Raw genomic sequence first — 16,137 nt, forward strand, 5'->3', positions numbered from 1 at the left:
TCTCCCTTCATGTCCGACGCAGTCGACCGGTCCACCCCCGCCGGGACCGCCCCACCGCCCAACCCCACCCTCGTGGTGGCCGTGCTGGCCTTCGGCGGCATCGTGGTGTCGCTGATGCAGACCCTGGTGATCCCGATCGTGGGACAGCTGCCGCGGCTGCTGGACGCCTCCGCGTCGGACACCGCGTGGGCCGTCACCGCCACCCTGCTCGCCGCCGCCGTCGCCACCCCGGTCATGGGCCGGCTCGGCGACATGTACGGCAAGCGCCGCATGCTGCTGATCAGCATGGCCATGCTGGTGGTCGGCTCCGTCGTCGCCGGACTCAGCGACTCCCTCGTGCCGATGATCGTCGGCCGCGCCCTCCAGGGATTGTCGTCCGGTGTGATCCCGCTCGGCATCAGCATCCTGCGTGACGAACTGCCCGCGGAGCGGCTGGGGTCGGCGACCGCGATGATCAGTGCCTCGCTCGGGGTCGGCGGCGCCCTCGGTCTGCCCGCCGCCGCGCTCATCGCCGACAACTTCGACTGGCACGCGCTGTTCTGGGTGTCGGCCGCGCTGGGCGTCGTCGCGCTGCTCCTCGTACTGGTCCTCGTGCCGGAGTCGAAGGTGCGCACGGGCGGACGGTTCGACCTGGCCGGTGCGGCCGGGATGGCGACCGGTCTGGTCTGTCTGCTGCTGGCCATCTCCAAGGGCGCCGACTGGGGCTGGACGAGCGGCACCACCCTCGGCCTGTTCGCCGCGGCCGTCCTCGTCCTGCTGGCCTGGGGCTTCTTCGAACTGCGCGTCGACCAGCCGCTGGTGGACCTGCGCACCACCGCCCGCCCCCAGGTGCTGATCACCAACCTCGCCTCGGTGGCGATCGGCTTCGGCATGTTCTCCATGTCGCTGGTCATCCCGCAGCTGCTCCAGCTGCCCGAGCCGACCGGCTACGGCCTCGGCCAGTCCCTGCTGGCCGCCGGACTGGTCATGGCCCCGTCCGGGCTGGTGATGATGGCCCTGGCCCCGGTGTCCGCGCTGGTCTCCCGCGCCAAGGGCCCGAAGGTCACGCTGATGATCGGCGCGCTGATCGTGGCCGCCGGCTACGGCCTCAACGTCCTGCTCATGGACCAGGTCTGGCACTTCGTGCTGGCGTCCTGCGTCATCGGCGCCGGCATCGGCTTCACCTACGGCGCGATGCCCGCGCTCATCATGGGCGCCGTGCCCGCCTCCGAGACGGGCGCCGCCAACAGCCTCAACACCCTGATGCGGTCCATCGGCACCTCCGTCGCCAGCGCCGTCGCCGGTGTCGTACTGGCCCAGATGACGACGCGGTTCGGCTCCCACGTGCTGCCGAGCGAGGACGGTTTCCGCACCGTCCTGGCGCTCGGGGCCGGGGCCGCGCTGGTCGGCTTCGCCATCGCCGCGTTCATCCCGCGGCAGCGTCCGGCGGGCCCGGACACCGTGGCCGCCGCCGGCCCGGCCCGCGCCCCCGAGGCCTCCGGGGCGCAGGCGTAGGGTCGTTGACCGACCGGCGGGCGCCGTCCCGGTTCCGTACCGGGCGGCGCACGACGCCCGCACGCGCACGACGCCCGTACCTCCCGGCCCGCAGTGAGGAGACCTCGATGACGACGTCCGAGCCCCGCCCGCCGACGGCGGCCCCGAACGGACCGACAGGACCGGACGGACCGGACGGACCGGACGGGCCCGTGGTGCGCACCGCCTCCGGTGCCGTGCGCGGACGGCACGAGGCCGGGCTGGCGGTCTTCCGCGGCATCCCCTTCGCCGAACCCCCGGTCGGCGAGGCGCGGTTCGCCGCCCCGCGACGGGCCCGCCCCTGGGACGGGGTGCGCGAGGCGTACGCGTTCGGCCCGCCGCCCCCGCAGGACCCCGGCTTCGTCCAGGGGCGCACGGCCCCGGCCGTCCCCGCCGGCGACGACTGGCTCACCGTCAACGTCTGGACGCCCCACCCCGACCCGGCCGCGCACCGCCCCGTGATGGTGTGGCTGTACGGCGGCGCCTACCGGCTCGGCCACTCCGGCAGTCCCGGCTACGACGCCCGCCGCATCGCGCGCGACGGCGACCTCGTCGTCGTCACCCTCAACTACCGCGTCGGGATGGAGGGGTTCGCCCACATCGAGGGCGCGCCCGCCAACCGGGGCCTGCTGGACCAGGTGGCCGCGCTGGAGTGGGTGCGGGAGAACATCACGGCGTTCGGCGGGGACCCCGGGCAGGTCACCGTGTTCGGGGAGTCCGCGGGCGCCGGTTCCGTCGCGGCGCTGCTGGCGATGGACCGCGCGGCCGGGCTGTTCCACCGGGCGATCGCGCAGAGCGTGCCCGGCACGTACTTCTCCGACGCCCTCGCCCGCGACATCGGCACCGCGCTCGCCGCCGAGGCGGGACTGCGGCCGACGGTGGCGGACCTGTCCGCCGTGGACCCGGCCAAGCTGACCGCCGCGGGACAGTCGCTGGGCGCCAGGATGAGCCGGTACACGGACCGCTGGGGGCAGGCCGCGCCCACGGCCACCCCGTACGCGCCGGTCGTCGACGGTGACGTCCTGCCGGCCACGCCCTGGCAGGCGCTCGCGGCGGGGGCGGCCCGGGACGTCGACCTGCTCACCGGGCACAACCGCGACGAGTTCCGCCTGTTCCTCGCCCTGGGCGGCCGCCTCGGACAGATCACCGACGACCAGGCGACGGCGGCCCTGCGGATGTACGCCCCCGGCCCGGACGGCGAGCGCGCCTACCGCGCCGCCTTCCCCGGGGCGTCCGCGGGCGAGCTGTACGAGCGGGTGCAGACGGACTGGCTGTTCGCCATGCCCACGCTCCGGCTGGCCGAGGCGCGGCTCGCGGGCGGCGGCCGGGCCCACGTCTACGAGCTGACCTGGCCGGCCCCGGGCAGCGGCGGCGCCCTGGGCGCCTGCCACGGCCTGGACATCCCCCTGCTCTTCGGCACCTTCGAGGCCGACCTCGGGATCCTGCTGTTCGCCGGGGCCGAACCGACGGAGGAGGCCAGGGCGCTGTCGTCCCGGTTCCGCGCCTCCTGGACGGCGTTCGCCCGGACCGGCGACCCCGGCTGGCCGGCCTACGACGGACGGCGACGCCCCGTCCAGGTGCTGGACGCGGCGCCGACGGTGGCGCCGTACCCGGAGGAGGCCGCGCGCCGCCTGTGGGAGGGGTACGACTTCGCGCCCCTGCCCCTGCTGTGAGGGGCCGGGGCCCCTCCGCGAGCGCTACATGTTGCCCATCGGCTCGATGTCGGCCCGCACCGGTGTGCCCCACACGCGCAGCACCTCGTAGTCGGTGAACTCGTGCACGATCCGGTACGCCGTGGCGGGCCGGGGCCCCCGCAGCTGCGCCGCGACGTACAGCTCGGCCTCGCGCCGGTCCCGGCGCGGGGTGCCGCACAGCTGCCACGCCTGCCCGTTCCACAGCTCCGGCAGCCAGCGCTGCTGCGCCTGCGGCCGGTCCCCGCGCATGCCGTACCGGGAGGGGGCGGGCTCGGCGGGCCGGTGCTGCGGGGCGGGGCCGTTGAACTCCGCGCGGCGGGCGGCGCGGCGCCGGGTCTCGCAGAGCAGGCACAGGTCGGGGGCGCTCTCGTCGACCGGGCCCGTGGGGTGCTCCGGGCAGCGCGTGCTCGGCGCGGCCGTGGTGACGCTCTCCTCCAGCAGGTCCAGGGCCCGCTTCAGGTCGTCCTTCACTTCGTGCAGGCGGGCGTCCGGGGTGTCGGCGGACAGCGCCTCGCCGTGCTCCCCGAGCACGCGCAGGGCGCGGCCCAGTGCGGTGAGCTGCGCGTGGTTCATGGTGGGTTCTCCACGGGTGGGGGCCGGTCCAGTATCCCAGCGTGCACCATGGGCCGTCACCGCGGCGGGGGTGCGGGCGTGCGGTGCCCCGCCGGGAGGGCGGGTCAGCTGGAGCCCGATCCGCATGCGGCGGCTTCCGGGGCCCCGCTCCGCGGTCCCTCCGCCGAGGCCGGCCGGGGCGGGTCAGCCGTGGTCCGCGGCGGCCGCCCGGGTGAGCGCCGTCCGCAGATGGCCGGCGGAGTCGGCCAGGAGGCGGGCGGCCGTGGGGCCGTCCACACCGGCCAGGATGACCAGGATGGCGTGCTTGACCTCGCCGTCCGTGGCGGCCAGGGCGCGTTCGACGACGTCGTCCTCCGCCCCCGTCACCTGGGCGACGATCCGGCGGGAGCGGGCGCGCAGCTTCTCGTTGGAGGCGCGCACGTCGACCATCAGGTTCCCGTAGGTCTTGCCCAGCCGGATCATCGTGATCGTCGACAGCATGTTGAGGACGAGCTTCTGCGCCGTACCGGCCTTGAGGCGGGTGGAACCGGTGAGGAACTCCGGGCCCACGACGACCTCGATGCCGTGCTCGGCCGCCGCCGCCAGCGCGCTGCCCGGGTTGCAGGCCAGGCCCACGGTGAGGGCGCCGCGCGCGCGGGCGTACTCGACGGCGCCGACGGCGTACGGGGTGCGGCCCGAGGCGGAGACGCCGACCACCGCGTCGTCGGCGGTGAGCGCCAGCGCGGCCAGGTCGGACTCGGCCAGCTCCCTGGAGTCCTCGGCGCCCTCCACCGAGGTGACCATGGCGGCGGGGCCGCCCGCGATCAGGCCGACGACCTGCGCCGGGTCGGTGTTGAAGGTCGGCGGGCACTCGGAGGCGTCCAGCACGCCCAGCCGGCCGGCGGTGCCGGCGCCCGCGTAGACCAGTCGGCCGCCCCGGGCCATCCGGTCGGCGACGGCGTCGATCGCCGCGGCGATGCCCGGCAGCTGCTCGGCCACGGCGCCGGCCACCGTGGCGTCCTCGCCGTTCATCAGCCGGGCGATGTCGAGGGTCGGCAGCCGGTCGACGTCCGCCAGCTCGGGCCGGAACGCCTCGGTGGTCAACGTGTCCAGCTGGGAACGCAGTTCACGGTCGTGCGGGGTGGAGGTCATGGCAGTGCGGCCCTCTTCGGTCTCTTTCCGGTGTGTTTGCCGGTGCGGGGCGGTGCGGCATCCCTGGCGGCGGGGCTGTTCCGTTCCGACGGGCGGCTCCGCCGCGAGCCGCCCGCGGATCCCCGCCGAAGCCCGGCCCTACGGCCTGCCGCGCGCCGTGTGCCGGTGTGCCAGCGCCTCGTACGAGGCCGCCAGCGCCGGCGCCGCCGAAGCGTACGTCCGCTGGGCGACCCCCACGAACAGGCAGTCCACCACCAGCAGCTGACTGGTCCGGGACGACATCGCGGCCGGGCGCAGCTCGCTCTCGCGGGCCGTGGACGTGGTCAGGACGTGATCGGCGTACTGCGTGACGGGGCTGTCCGGGCGGCCGGTGACCGCCACCGTGGTCGCCCCGTGCTCGAAGGCCACCCGGAGCGGTTCGATGACGTCCCCGGTCGATCCGGAGTGGGTGATGGCGATCGCCACGTCGCCCGCGCGCAGCTGCACCGCGTTGGTGACGGCGAGGTGCGGGTCGCTGTGGGCGTGCGCCATCAGGCCTATGCGCAGCAGCTTCTGGGTGAGGTCCTGGGCGACCAGTCCCGACGCGCCGACGCCGTAGACGTCGGTGCGGCGGGCGCCGGCCAGGGCGGTCACGGCCGCGGCGAGCTGCACGGTGTCCAGGCCCGCCGCGGTGTCGGCGAGGGTCTGCTGCTCGTCGTAGGCGAGCTTGGCCACGACGTCGGCGATGGGGTCGTCCACCGCGATGTCCGTGGTGATGGCGGGGGCGCGGCCGGACTGCTGCTGGGCGGCGAGGCCGGCCAGGGCCAGGCGCAGATCGCGGTAGCCGGGGTAGCCCAGCAGGCGGGCGGTGCGGACGACGGTGGCCTCGCTGGTGCCGGTGAGCTCGGCGAGTCCGGTGACCGTGAGGGCCGCGCAGCCGGCCGGGTCGTCGGCGACGGCCTCGGCGACCCGCTGCATGGAGCGGGTCATCGACGGTGCCAGGGTACGCACCTTGGCCGCGAGGGCGGCGGGCGCGGGCAGGGCGCTGGGGGAACCGGCCGCGGCACCCGCGCCACCCCGGGAGCCGCCCGCGGCACCCGCGGCGCGCGAGCCGCCCGCGCCGCGTGCGCCTCCCGCACCGCTCCCGAAAATTTCCTTCACTTCATTGGTCACAGTGTGAAAGATATTTTCGGCTCGGCCGTGCGGTCAAGAGTGCGCACAATGGGGGCATGGACCCCCACCCCCGCGGCGAACCCGGCGCCCACCCGGTCACCCCCCTGGAACAGGCGCTGCACGCGGCGCGCGCCCTCGTGCTCGCCGATCTGGTCGCCCGTGAGGTCGCCGAGGCGGACGTGGTGTCCCTGGTCGAGGAGTCCGTCACCCACCGGCGCTGGTGGGTCGAACAGTGGCCGGAGGGCGCCGGGTTCCTCGCCGGCCTGGTCGCCCAGGACGTCCAGGACGCCCTGCTGGAACGCCACGGGCGCTGGCCGCTGTGCCCGGTGTGCGGCTCCGGCGACCCGCACGCGCTGGACGTGGAGCCGGAACTCGGCCCCGATCCGCACTGGGTGTGCCACAAGGCGGGCGTGAAGGTCGCGGCGGTGGGCGGACTGGGCCGGGCCACGGGCGGGGCGGTCTCCTCGTGACCGTCTACATCGACCCGCCGACCTGGCCCGGACACGGCCGGATGTGGTCCCACCTCGTCAGCGACCGCTCCTACGACGAACTGCACGCCTTCGCCGACCGCCTGGGCGTCCCCCGCCGCGCCTTCGAGCGCGACCACTACGACATCCCCGAGCACCGGTACGCCGACGTCGTGCGCGCCGGTGCCGTCGAGGTCAGCAGCCGCGAGGTGGTGCGGCTGCTGCACGGGGCGGGGCTGCGGCGGCGCAAGGGCGCGGGCACGGGGGCGGGCGCGGGCACGGGGGCCGGTCAGCCGCGCAGCGCGTAGGCGATCTGCCCCTCGTCCTCGGAGACCTGGGTGAACCCGGCCCGGGTGACGACGTTCCGCGAGGGCGTGTTCCGCCGCTCCACGACGGCCCGCACGGTGTGCACGCCGTCCTGGGCGAGCGCCCACGCGGACAGGGTGCGCAGGGCCTCGGTGGCGTAACCGCGGCCGCGGGCGTCCACGGAGAGGTCGTAGCCGATCTCCACCTCGCCGTCCACGGGGGCGCCGTGGAAGCCCATCGCGCCCACCGCGCGGTCGTCCTCGCTCCCGACCAGTACGTACATGGCCCACTCCGGCCGGAACACGCCCTCCTCGTACTGCTTGACCAGGATCCCGGCGCCCTCGCGCGTCCCGTCGAACGGGCCCGAGGGGACCCAGTCGAACCCGCCGTCGCCGCCCAGGGCCAGGTCGGCCGCGGCGGCCGGGGTGACGCCCTCCAGGACGAGCCGCTCGGAGCGCAGCACCGGGTTGTTGCTCCAGCGCCAGCGGGTGACGGGCGCACGGCCCGGCAGGTCGCCGCGGCCCGTCGCCCACAGCAGGGTCGGCCAGGGGTCGGGGCCGGGCCGGACCGTGGGGAAGATCCGGGTGAGCACGAAGTCGCACAGCTCGGCCGGGGGCTCGTGGGCGATGCCCAGTCCCTCGGCGATGTCGTGCGTGTGCAGCAGCACTTCGGCCACGCCCATCGCGGCGAAGCCCTCGCGGTTCGCGTGCCGGAAGGGATACGGGTGGAAGGCGCGCACGGCGCGCGGGGTGGTGCGGACGGCGGCGGCGAGCAGGGCGCCGGTCGTGGTGATCACGCGCAGCACGCCCGCGTTGTCGGTGCCCTCCTCGAAGGCGATCTCGAAGGGCGCGTAGCCCTCGGTCGCCCGCCCGGCCAACTGTCCGGCGTACCCGATGAGATCCTCCGCCATGTGCAGCGCCGTCCGCCGGCAGTCCCACTCCAGCCGTCCGGCCCCCACCCCCTCCCAGTCCCGGTCGGTGACCGTCCCCAGCGCCGCCACGCAGTGCGCGACGGCTTCCTCCACCTGTTCCGCTCCCACAGCACGCATGCGGGGCAGGCTAGGCGGGCGGCGGCGCCGGGGTCGACAGCATTTCCAGCTCGCCGCGCAGGTTGTAGCGGGCGGTGGCCTCCCAGTGCTCGCTCCCGTAGGGCGTACGGAACAGCCGTGGCAGGGCGAGGAGTTGCCGCAGCACGTCGGCCCGGCCCGCGCGGAAGGCGTCGCTCGGCACGAAGTGGTACTCCTCGCGGACGGCGGCCGTGTAGGCGGCGTACGCCGACGGCGGCGAGGCGAGGACCGCGAGGTCGGCGTCGCACAGCACCTGGCCGTCGCGGTCGTCGTCGGCCGGGTCGTGCGTGACGGTGAGCCGGACCAGCCGGGCCACCTCGGCGGTCTTCCCCGCCGGCACCCCGGCCTCGGACAGGGCCCGCTCGGCGAGCCGGGCGGAGCGCTCCTCGTTCTCGGAGCGGTCCGGCAGGTAGACGGCGTCGTGGAACCAGGCCGCCAGCCGTACGACGTCCGGGTCGTCCGCGTGCCCCGCCAGCTCGTCGACGTGGTCGAGGACCGCCGTGAGGTGGGCGAGCGTGTGGTAGTGCCGCTGCGGTTCCTGCCAGCGGGCGATCAGGTTGTCCGCGTACGGCACCGGGCCGGGCCCGCCCCCGGGACCCCGGACCCCCTCCAGAGCACGGACGAATCGAGCACGCAGCACATCGGTGTCGGCCATACCGCCATTGTTCCCGGTGCGTGCGCGCTGCGTGGTTCCGGAGGAACCCCGATCACGGGTAGTACGGCTGATCTTCCGCTGGGTAAGGTGGGTCGCTGTAGCTCGCGCATCCGTTCGGTCGGCGCCCCGCGGTTCCTCGGCCGGTCGTGACGTGCGTGACCGCCCCCGTGCGAGGAGACCGGAAGATGAGCAGCCAGGCGCGACCGACGTTCGTCCTCGTCCACGGGGCCTTCGCGAACTCCTTCTCCTTCGCGCCGTTGCAGGCCGAACTCGGCCTGCTCGGGCACCGTTCGGTCGCCGTCGACCTGCCCGGTCACGGCTTCGGGGCGACCTACACCCACGCCTACCAGGCGCCGCAGGACCCCGAAGGGCTCGCCACCGCGCCGGGGTCGATCAAGGGCGTCACGCTCGCCGACAACGCCGCGCACCTGATCGGGATCCTGGAGCGGGCCAAGCGGAACGGGCCCGTGATCCTCCTCGCACACAGCCGCGGCGGCATCACGGCCACGGCCGCGGCCAACGCGCGGCCGGACCTCATCGACCGCATCGTCTACGTCTCCGCCTGGTGCCCGGTTGCCCTCGACGTGAACGACTACTACGCCGAGCCGGAGATGGCCACGGTCGACGCCGCCTCCCTGGGCCTGGCGATGGCCGGGAACCCGGCCGAACTCGGCCTGCTCCGCGTCAACTTCCGCACCGCGGACCCGGCCGCCCTCGCGGCGTTCAGGGCGGCCTTCCTCGCCGACGGCACCGACGAGGAGTTCCTGACCTTCCTCAACACCTTCCAGCCCGACGAGAACCTGGACGTCGGCACCTCCGCCGACCGGGCGCAGGCCGCGACCTGGGGCCGTGTCCCGAAGACCTTCGTCCGCCTGGCCGACGACGCGAGCATGCCGCTCGCCATGCAGGACCGGCTGATCCGCGAGGGGAACGAACTGACCCCGGACAACCCGTACGACGTCCGCACCCTCGGCGGAAGCCACCTGAAGTGGCTGGTCGACCCGGCGCCGGCGGCGCGGGTGCTGGGCGAACTCGCCGAGTCGCACTGACGCGGGCGCCGCCCTGGACACGGACCCACGCGCACGGCCGCACGGTCCGCGCGGGGGCCCGGAGTTATTTGCGTATCCGTAGGTAACACCTCACGGATAGTGGGCCCCTGGGCGCGGTCGTAGGTTCCTGCCACCGGTTCACCGAACGTTCACCTGTTGCGGCGACAAGCGTCGTGATCGCGTGCGGTGGAGACGGTCGTGCCTGTCCGCGGCCCCCACCAGGCTGCCGACCTGTCCTCTCCCCTGGGGCAGCCTGCCGGGGGCAGGCACGTGCTTGTCATGGACAGAACTAACCGCTGGTTCCGCACGCCCGGTCCCAGCTCGCGAAAGGCAGCCCCACCTTGAACGGTTCCAGACGCCTGCGCATATCCCTGCTGGCGGTGACGACGGCCGCGCTCCTCGGCTCAGGAGTGACGGCGGCCGTCGCGGCGCCGGCCGCACAGCCCGCCCCGGCCGACCCGAGGGCCGCCGCCGACGCCCCCGTCGACCGCCTGATCGTCGGCTACGAGAAGAAGGCCGCCGAGGCCAGGTCCGACGCCGAGGCCAGGAAGGACGCCAGGGCCAAGGGCGACCGCGCCGGCGAGAGCCTCGCCTTCGAACGCCGCCTGGGCACCGGCGCCGCACTCGTCGACCTCGGCGACGCGCTGCAGGGCGGCTCCCTCCAGGACGTCATCGACACCTTCGAGGCCGACGCCGACGTCGCGTACGTCGCCCGCGACACCCGCATGTACGCGATGGCCGGCCCCGACGACCCGTACTACCCCAGCCAGTGGGACCTCTTCGAGGCCACCGCCGGCATGAACGTCGAGAACGCCTGGACCGGCGGCGCCTCCGGCCAGGGCGTCCACGTCGCCGTCATCGACACCGGCTACGTCCAGCACTCCGACCTCGACGCCAACGTCGTCGCCGGGTACGACTTCATCTCCGACTCCTGGAGCGCCCGCGACGGCGGCGGCCGGGACAGCAACCCCCGCGACGAGGGCGACTGGACGCTCGAGAACGAGTGCTACTCCGGCTCCCGCGCGAGCAACTCCTCCTGGCACGGCACGCACGTCGCCGGCACCGTCGCCGCCGTCGCCGGCAACGGCAAGGGCGTGGCCGGTGTCGCGTACGACGCCTCCGTCCAGCCCGTCCGCGTCCTCGGCCGCTGCGGCGGCAGCACCGCCGACATCGCCGACGCCATCGTGTGGGCCTCCGGCGGCTACGTCCCCGGCGTGCCCTCCAACCCCACCCCGGCCGACGTCATCAACCTCAGCCTCGGCGGCTCCGGCTCCTGCCAGGCCGTCACCCAGGACGCCATCAACGGCGCCGTGAGCCGCGGCACCACCGTGGTCGTCGCCGCCGGCAACTCCAACACCAACGCCTCCGGCTTCACCCCGGCCAACTGCGGCAACGTCGTCACCGTCGCGGCCGGCGACCGTGAGGGCAACCGCGCGAGCTACTCCAACTACGGCTCGATCATCGACATCACCGCGCCCGGCGGCGAGACGGCCGCCGGCTCCGCCAACGGCATCCTGTCCACGCTGAACAGCGGCACCACCACGCCCGGCTCCGAGACCTACCGGGCCTACCAGGGCACCAGCATGGCCGCCCCGCACATCGCCGGCCTCGCCGCGCTGATGTACGAGAAGGACCCGGCCCTCACCCCGAGCGGCGTCGAGAACGCCCTCAAGAACAACGCCCGTGCCCTGCCCGGCACCTGCGGCGGCGGCTGCGGCTACGGCCTCGCGGACGCCGCGCGCACCCTCGCCGCGCTGGGCGGCGGCACCGACCCCGGCGGACAGGTCTTCACCAACTCCGAGAACTGGAACATCCCGGACGCCGACGGCCGCTACGTCTACTCGACCATCGACGTGACCGGCGTCAGCGGCTACGCCCCGTCCGACCTCCAGGTCTCCGTGGACATCAAGCACACCTACCGCGGTGACCTCAAGGTCCAGCTCTTCGCGCCCAACGGCACCTCCTGGACGCTGAAGAACACCAGCTCCTCCGACAGCGCCGACAACGTCATCGCGACGTACACGGTCAACGCCTCGTCCGTCCAGGCGTCCGGCACCTGGCAGCTGCGGGTGACCGACGTCTACTCGGGCGACACCGGGTACATCGACTCCTGGGGCCTGACCTTCTGACGGGTCCGACGGCTACGACCGGATGAGGTGACGAGGAGGGTCTGCCGGTGCCGGGGGCACCGGCGGACCCTTCGCCGCGCCCGGGTCCGTTCCGCCGGCAGGCCCTACGGTGGACGGCATGACGACTCCTGCGGATGTGCACGACGTACGGGACCCGGAGCTGCCCGGGCGGCTGCTGGCCGTCGAGCGGGACGAGCTGGTGCCCCTGCTGCGGGGCAGGGCGGACGCGGACTTCGCGCTGCCGGTCCCCGCCTGTCCGGGCTGGACGGTGCGGGACGTGCTGGCGCACTGCTCGGCCGCGTTCACCCGGGTACGGGAACGCCGGTTCGAGGAGGGCGTGTTCTCGCCCGAGTCCAACGACCGGGACATCGCCGAGCGGGCCGGGTGGAGCGACCGGCGCGTCGTCGATGAGCTGGAGCTCGGGATGACCGAGGCCGGGCCGCTGATCGCCCGGGCCGGCGGGGCGCTGGACGCCCTCGCGCTGGGCGAGTGGGTGCACGCCGGGGACGTACGGGTCGCACTCGGTGCGCCCGGCGCGTACGCGGGCGCGGGACTGCCGTACGCGCTCACCCTGCTGGCGCAGGTGACCGCCCGGCGCGGTCACCTCCCGCTCCACGCCGACCTGGACGACGCCGACGAGCCGCTGCGGCTGGGCGACTTCTCCGGGGAACGCCCCCCGGCCCGCTACATCGGCGACGGGCCGACGCTGGTCAGGCTGTACGCGGGACGGCCGGTGGACGGGGCGTCGTACGAGCTGGCCGGGGCGGAGGCGGAGGCGCTGAACATCTTCGCCGGGTGAGCCGGGTGAGCCGGGTGAGCCGGGTGAGCCGGGTGAGGCGGTGAGGCGGTGAGGCGGGTGAGCCGGGGGTGAAGGGGCCGGCCGGTCGGGCGTAGGCTTGGATTGGACTAGACCTGTAATGGCCGACCGAGCCCGACGAATGGGGTCCCATGAGCAAGCGTGCACTCCTGGAGGTGATCGCCCTCGACGTCGAGGACGCGGTGGCCGCCCGGGACGGAGGCGCCGACCGCCTCGAGCTGGTCGCCGACATGGCGGCGGACGGGCTCACTCCGCCGACGGCGACCGTCGCCGGGATCCGCGCGGCCGTGGACCTTCCGGTCCGGGTGATGGTGCGGCTGGCCGACGGGTTCGCGGCGGGCGACGTGGGGCGTCTGGTGCGGGCCGCGCGCGCACTGCGGGAGGCCGGGGCGGAGGAGTTCGTGCTCGGCTTCCTGGACGCGCAGGGAAGCGTCGACGCCGGTGCGGTGGAGCGGGTCGTCGACGCGCTGGAGGGCTGCCGGTGGACCTTCCACCGCGCCATCGACCGGGCGGCGGACCGGGACGCCCTGCGCAAGCAGCTGGACGGGCTGCCCGGACTGGACACCTACCTGACGGCGGGCGCCGCCGAGGGCGTCGACGCCGGGCTGCCGACGCTGCTCGCGGAGGCGGCGCGGCGCGGCGAGCCGGGCTACGAGCAGCGGCTCCTCGTGGGCGGGGGGCTGCGGCTGGACCACGTGCCGCACCTGCTGGCCGCGGGCATCGACGGCTTCCACATCGGCGGGGCGGCCCGGCCCCGGGGGTGGGACGGGCCGGTCTCGGCGGACGCCGTCGCCGCCTGGCGGCACGCGCTGGACGACTGAGGCGGACCCCCGGCCCTACGCCAGCTGCTCCGGCAGGGGTGCCGCGTGGGTGACGACCAGTCCCGACACCGCCCGGGTCAGGGTGACGTACAGGCGGCGCAGGCCGGTGCGTTCGTCGGGTTCGGCGTCGACCACGGCCCGGGGCTCGTCCAGGACCACGTAGTCGTACTCCAGGCCCTTCGCCAGGGACGCCGGGACCAGGGTCAGCCGGGTGTCGCGGGTCGTCTCCTCACCGGGGGCGACGAAGGTGATCCCCGCCGCCCCCAGCAGCTCCGCCAGCTCGGGAAGCCGGGCGTCCGCCGCGATCAGGCCCACCGAGCCCTCCCGGCGCAGCAGTTCGCGGCACGCGGACACCACGTCGTCCGTCCCCCGCGCCCGGCGCACCTCGAAGAAGCCCGGGTTCTCACGGATCGACGCCACCGGGGTGAGGCCCGGCGCGATGTGCGGGAGCAGCCGGGAGGCGTAGGCGATCACGTCCGTCGGGACGCGGAAACCGGCCGTCAGCTCCTCGATCACCGCGTCCCGCTTGCCCAGGTGCCCCAGCGCCTCCTCCCAGCTCCGGGTCGACCAGGGGGTGGTGCCCTGCGCCAGGTCGCCGAGGACGGTCGCCGAACCGGTCGTGCAGCGCCGGCCCACCGCCCGGTACTGCATGGGGGAGAGGTCCTGCGCCTCGTCGAGCACCACGTGCCCGAGCGAGGGCGTGCGCTGGATCAGGTCGGCCGCCTCGTCGATCAGCACCGCGTCGGCGGACGACCACTTCGCCGACTTCACCGAGCGGGCCGGCTTCGTCCAGAGGATCGCCTTGCGCTCCTCCTCGTCGAGCAGCCCTTCGGCGTGCTCGGCCAGGAACGCCGGGTCGCCGAGCAGCCGCAGCACCAGCTTCGCCGGGTCGACGGCCGGCCAGACCGCCTTCACCGCCGCCTTCACCGCGCTGTTGCGGGCCACCGCGTCCTGCACCCGGTCGTCCGGAGCCTCCCCGGCCCGCTCCATCTGCACCAGCACGGCGTGCGCGATGCGCTGCGGGAGCGCCTCGCGGGCGGCGCCGTAGCGGATGTCGCGGTCCAGCAACTGGCTCACGAGGTCCTGCAGTTCGTACGCCGGGACGCGCCAGCGGCGGGAGCCGCGCACCACCACGACCGGCTCGGTGGGCGGGGTGATGTGCGAGTAGAGCGCCCTGCGCAGCACCCGCGCCATCCGGGCGTCGCCCTTGACGAGCGCCGCCGGCGCGTCGTCCGTCCCGCGCACCTCCACGTGCGCCACCAGGTCGTCCACGGTGGCCTGGGCGACGGCCAGTTCGCCCAGCGCGGGCAGCACCTGCTCGATGTAGTGCAGGAAGGACCGGTTCGGCCCGACGACCAGCGTGCCGGTGCGGGCCAGCCGCTCGCGGTGGGCGTACAGCAGGTAGGCCACCCGGTGCAGGCCGACGGCGGTCTTCCCGGTCCCCGGACCTCCCTGCACGCACACGCTGCCCGACAGCCCGGACCGTACGATCTCGTCCTGCTCGGGCTGGATGGTGGCGACGATGTCCCGCATCGGGCCGACGCGCGGACGCTCGATCTCCTGCTGGAGCAGCTTGCTGGTGGTGGCCGCCTCGGTGGGGTCGGACAGGTGCTCGTCCTCGTACGCGGTGAGGTCGCCGCCGGTGTAGCCGAAGCGGCGGCGCAGCGCGACGTCCATCGGGTCCTTCTTGGACGCCCGGTAGAACGGCTGCGACACCGGCGCACGCCAGTCGATCACCATCGGGTCGCCGTCCGCGTCGTGCACGTGCCGGCGCCCGATGTAGAACCGTTCGCCGTCCGCGCCCTCGGCCCGGTCGGCGCCGGGGGAGTGCAGGTAGTCGAGGCGGCCGAAGAACAGCGGGGTGTCGCTGAGGTCGGCCAGCGCCTTGATGCGCTCCCCGATCTGGTGCTCCAGCACGGCCGCGTTGACCCAGTTGGCGGTGACGTCGCCGATGTCGAGGGCCTCGACGTCCTCGCGCATGGCGCGCAGGGCGGAACGGGACGCGGCGAGGTGGGAGCGTTCGCGGGCGAGCGGGTCGTCACCGGAACCGCCCGGGGGGCTGCCGTGCGCGGGCTCGTCGACGGGGGTGGACGCGGACAAGGGGGTGCCTCCGGGGGAGCTGCTGCGGCTGCTGGGGTACCGGCCGGTTTCCGTCCGGACGGCGGCGCTCCGTGAGGGAGGCGGGCAAGAGCGGAGAGTCTAGGACGCGGTGCCGGTGCGGTCCAAACGGATTTCCGCGCCGGGCGGGGCGGCCCCGGCGGGCACGCCGACGGGGGGCGCGTCCGGGCTCCGGCCCTCTGCCCCCTAGGGGATGCCGTCCTGCCCGAGAGGTACGGCTCGTACCGGAGGGGGACCGGGAGGGCCCGGCGGACCGGTCCCCTGGACCGATGCCCGGGGCGGGGCCGGAGAGCAACCATGGAGGCATGAGCGCAGCCACCGTCAACCCAGCCCCGCCGCCGGTCCGGCCGGCCGGCGCGACCGCCGTCCAGGGCAGTCACCCGCACCGCCTCGGTGACGCCCTGCGCGCGGTGAAGGTCTTCCTCGGCGCCGCCTTCGAGGTGATCGTCCTCGGCGAGTACGGCGAGGAGATGGGCGTCCGCCGGAAGTAGCGGCCGCCCGAATCAGCACGGGGGCGCAGCGGCGCGCCCGGATGAGCATGGGCGTGGCGCCCGCCCGGATGAGCATGGGCGTGACGACCGCCCGGATGAGTACGGGCGCGTGCCGGGGTGAGTACCCGCGCCGGTGCCCCGCCCGTCCCGGGGCGG

15 protein-coding genes are annotated in these 16,137 nt (G+C 74.8%); 9 read left to right on the forward strand and 6 right to left on the reverse strand.

Annotated features, from left to right (window positions below):
• Window positions 1-9: 9 nt before the first annotated feature.
• Both FHX78_RS18910 and FHX78_RS18915 read left to right on the forward strand, forming a co-directional pair.
• Entirely contained in the window at window positions 10-1,494 is a 1,485-nt protein-coding gene (locus tag FHX78_RS18910) for an MFS transporter (protein WP_145868600.1), read from the forward strand.
• A 107-nt stretch (window positions 1,495-1,601) separates the two neighbouring features.
• Entirely contained in the window at window positions 1,602-3,185 is a 1,584-nt protein-coding gene (locus FHX78_RS18915; protein WP_145868601.1) for a carboxylesterase/lipase family protein, read from the forward strand.
• Window positions 3,186-3,209: 24 nt separating this feature from the next.
• Here the strand turns inward: FHX78_RS18915 and FHX78_RS18920 are convergent, their stop codons facing one another.
• From FHX78_RS18920 to FHX78_RS18930, 3 genes are all read right to left on the reverse strand, one after another.
• A complete protein-coding gene (locus FHX78_RS18920; protein WP_145868602.1) occupies window positions 3,210-3,779 on the reverse strand; it encodes a hypothetical protein in 570 nt (189 codons plus the stop codon).
• A gap of 183 nt (window positions 3,780-3,962) precedes the next feature.
• Window positions 3,963-4,910: an N-acetylmuramic acid 6-phosphate etherase gene (gene murQ / locus FHX78_RS18925; protein WP_145868603.1), complete on the reverse strand. Its 948-nt coding sequence runs from the start codon at window positions 4,908-4,910 to the stop codon at window positions 3,963-3,965.
• A 138-nt stretch (window positions 4,911-5,048) separates the two neighbouring features.
• Window positions 5,049-6,062, reverse strand: coding sequence for a MurR/RpiR family transcriptional regulator (locus FHX78_RS18930; protein ID WP_145868604.1), 1,014 nt, complete (start codon window positions 6,060-6,062; stop codon window positions 5,049-5,051).
• A gap of 56 nt (window positions 6,063-6,118) precedes the next feature.
• Between FHX78_RS18930 and FHX78_RS18935 the strand changes: the two genes are divergently transcribed.
• Together FHX78_RS18935 and FHX78_RS18940 are read left to right on the forward strand one after the other, a co-directional pair.
• Window positions 6,119-6,532 (forward strand): hypothetical protein, encoded by a 414-nt coding sequence (locus FHX78_RS18935; protein WP_145868605.1) that lies wholly within the window; start codon window positions 6,119-6,121, stop codon window positions 6,530-6,532.
• The gene (locus FHX78_RS18940) at window positions 6,529-6,837 is read left to right on the forward strand and encodes a DUF4031 domain-containing protein (RefSeq protein ID WP_145868606.1); all 309 of its coding nucleotides are present in this window, start codon (window positions 6,529-6,531) and stop codon (window positions 6,835-6,837) included. The genes FHX78_RS18935 and FHX78_RS18940 overlap by 4 nt, the downstream gene beginning before the upstream one ends.
• Here the strand turns inward: FHX78_RS18940 and FHX78_RS18945 are convergent.
• The gene (locus tag FHX78_RS18945) at window positions 6,819-7,859 is read right to left on the reverse strand and encodes a GNAT family N-acetyltransferase (protein WP_145872059.1); all 1,041 of its coding nucleotides are present in this window, start codon (window positions 7,857-7,859) and stop codon (window positions 6,819-6,821) included. The two genes, FHX78_RS18940 and FHX78_RS18945, sit on opposite strands and share 19 nt — an antisense overlap.
• A 34-nt stretch (window positions 7,860-7,893) precedes the next feature.
• A complete protein-coding gene (locus tag FHX78_RS18950; protein ID WP_145868607.1) occupies window positions 7,894-8,556 on the reverse strand; it encodes an HD domain-containing protein in 663 nt (220 codons plus the stop codon).
• 185 nt (window positions 8,557-8,741) lie between these two features.
• Between FHX78_RS18950 and FHX78_RS18955 the strand changes: the two genes are divergently transcribed.
• From FHX78_RS18955 to FHX78_RS18975, 4 genes are all read left to right on the forward strand, one after another.
• Complete coding sequence (locus FHX78_RS18955; protein WP_145868608.1) at window positions 8,742-9,605, forward strand: alpha/beta hydrolase; 864 nt, start codon at window positions 8,742-8,744, stop codon at window positions 9,603-9,605.
• 341 nt (window positions 9,606-9,946) lie between these two features.
• Window positions 9,947-11,734, forward strand: coding sequence for a S8 family peptidase (locus tag FHX78_RS18960; protein ID WP_229923884.1), 1,788 nt, complete (start codon window positions 9,947-9,949; stop codon window positions 11,732-11,734).
• A gap of 118 nt (window positions 11,735-11,852) precedes the next feature.
• Complete coding sequence (locus FHX78_RS18965; RefSeq protein WP_145868609.1) at window positions 11,853-12,533, forward strand: maleylpyruvate isomerase family mycothiol-dependent enzyme; 681 nt, start codon at window positions 11,853-11,855, stop codon at window positions 12,531-12,533.
• A gap of 149 nt (window positions 12,534-12,682) precedes the next feature.
• Window positions 12,683-13,372, forward strand: a complete 690-nt coding sequence (locus FHX78_RS18975; protein WP_145868610.1) for a copper homeostasis protein CutC — start codon at window positions 12,683-12,685, stop codon at window positions 13,370-13,372.
• 15 nt (window positions 13,373-13,387) lie between these two features.
• On the opposite strand, the gene FHX78_RS18980 is transcribed toward FHX78_RS18975, so the two are convergent.
• Entirely contained in the window at window positions 13,388-15,472 is a 2,085-nt protein-coding gene (locus tag FHX78_RS18980; protein ID WP_145868611.1) for a HelD family protein, read from the reverse strand.
• Window positions 15,473-15,795: 323 nt separating this feature from the next.
• Between FHX78_RS18980 and FHX78_RS18985 the strand changes: the two genes are divergently transcribed.
• A complete protein-coding gene (locus FHX78_RS18985; RefSeq protein ID WP_145868612.1) occupies window positions 15,796-15,981 on the forward strand; it encodes a hypothetical protein in 186 nt (61 codons plus the stop codon).
• The last annotated feature ends 156 nt before the right edge of the window (window positions 15,982-16,137 follow it).

The sequence above is a fragment of the Streptomyces capillispiralis genome (assembly GCF_007829875.1).
Lineage (GTDB): Bacteria > Actinomycetota > Actinomycetes > Streptomycetales > Streptomycetaceae > Streptomyces > Streptomyces capillispiralis.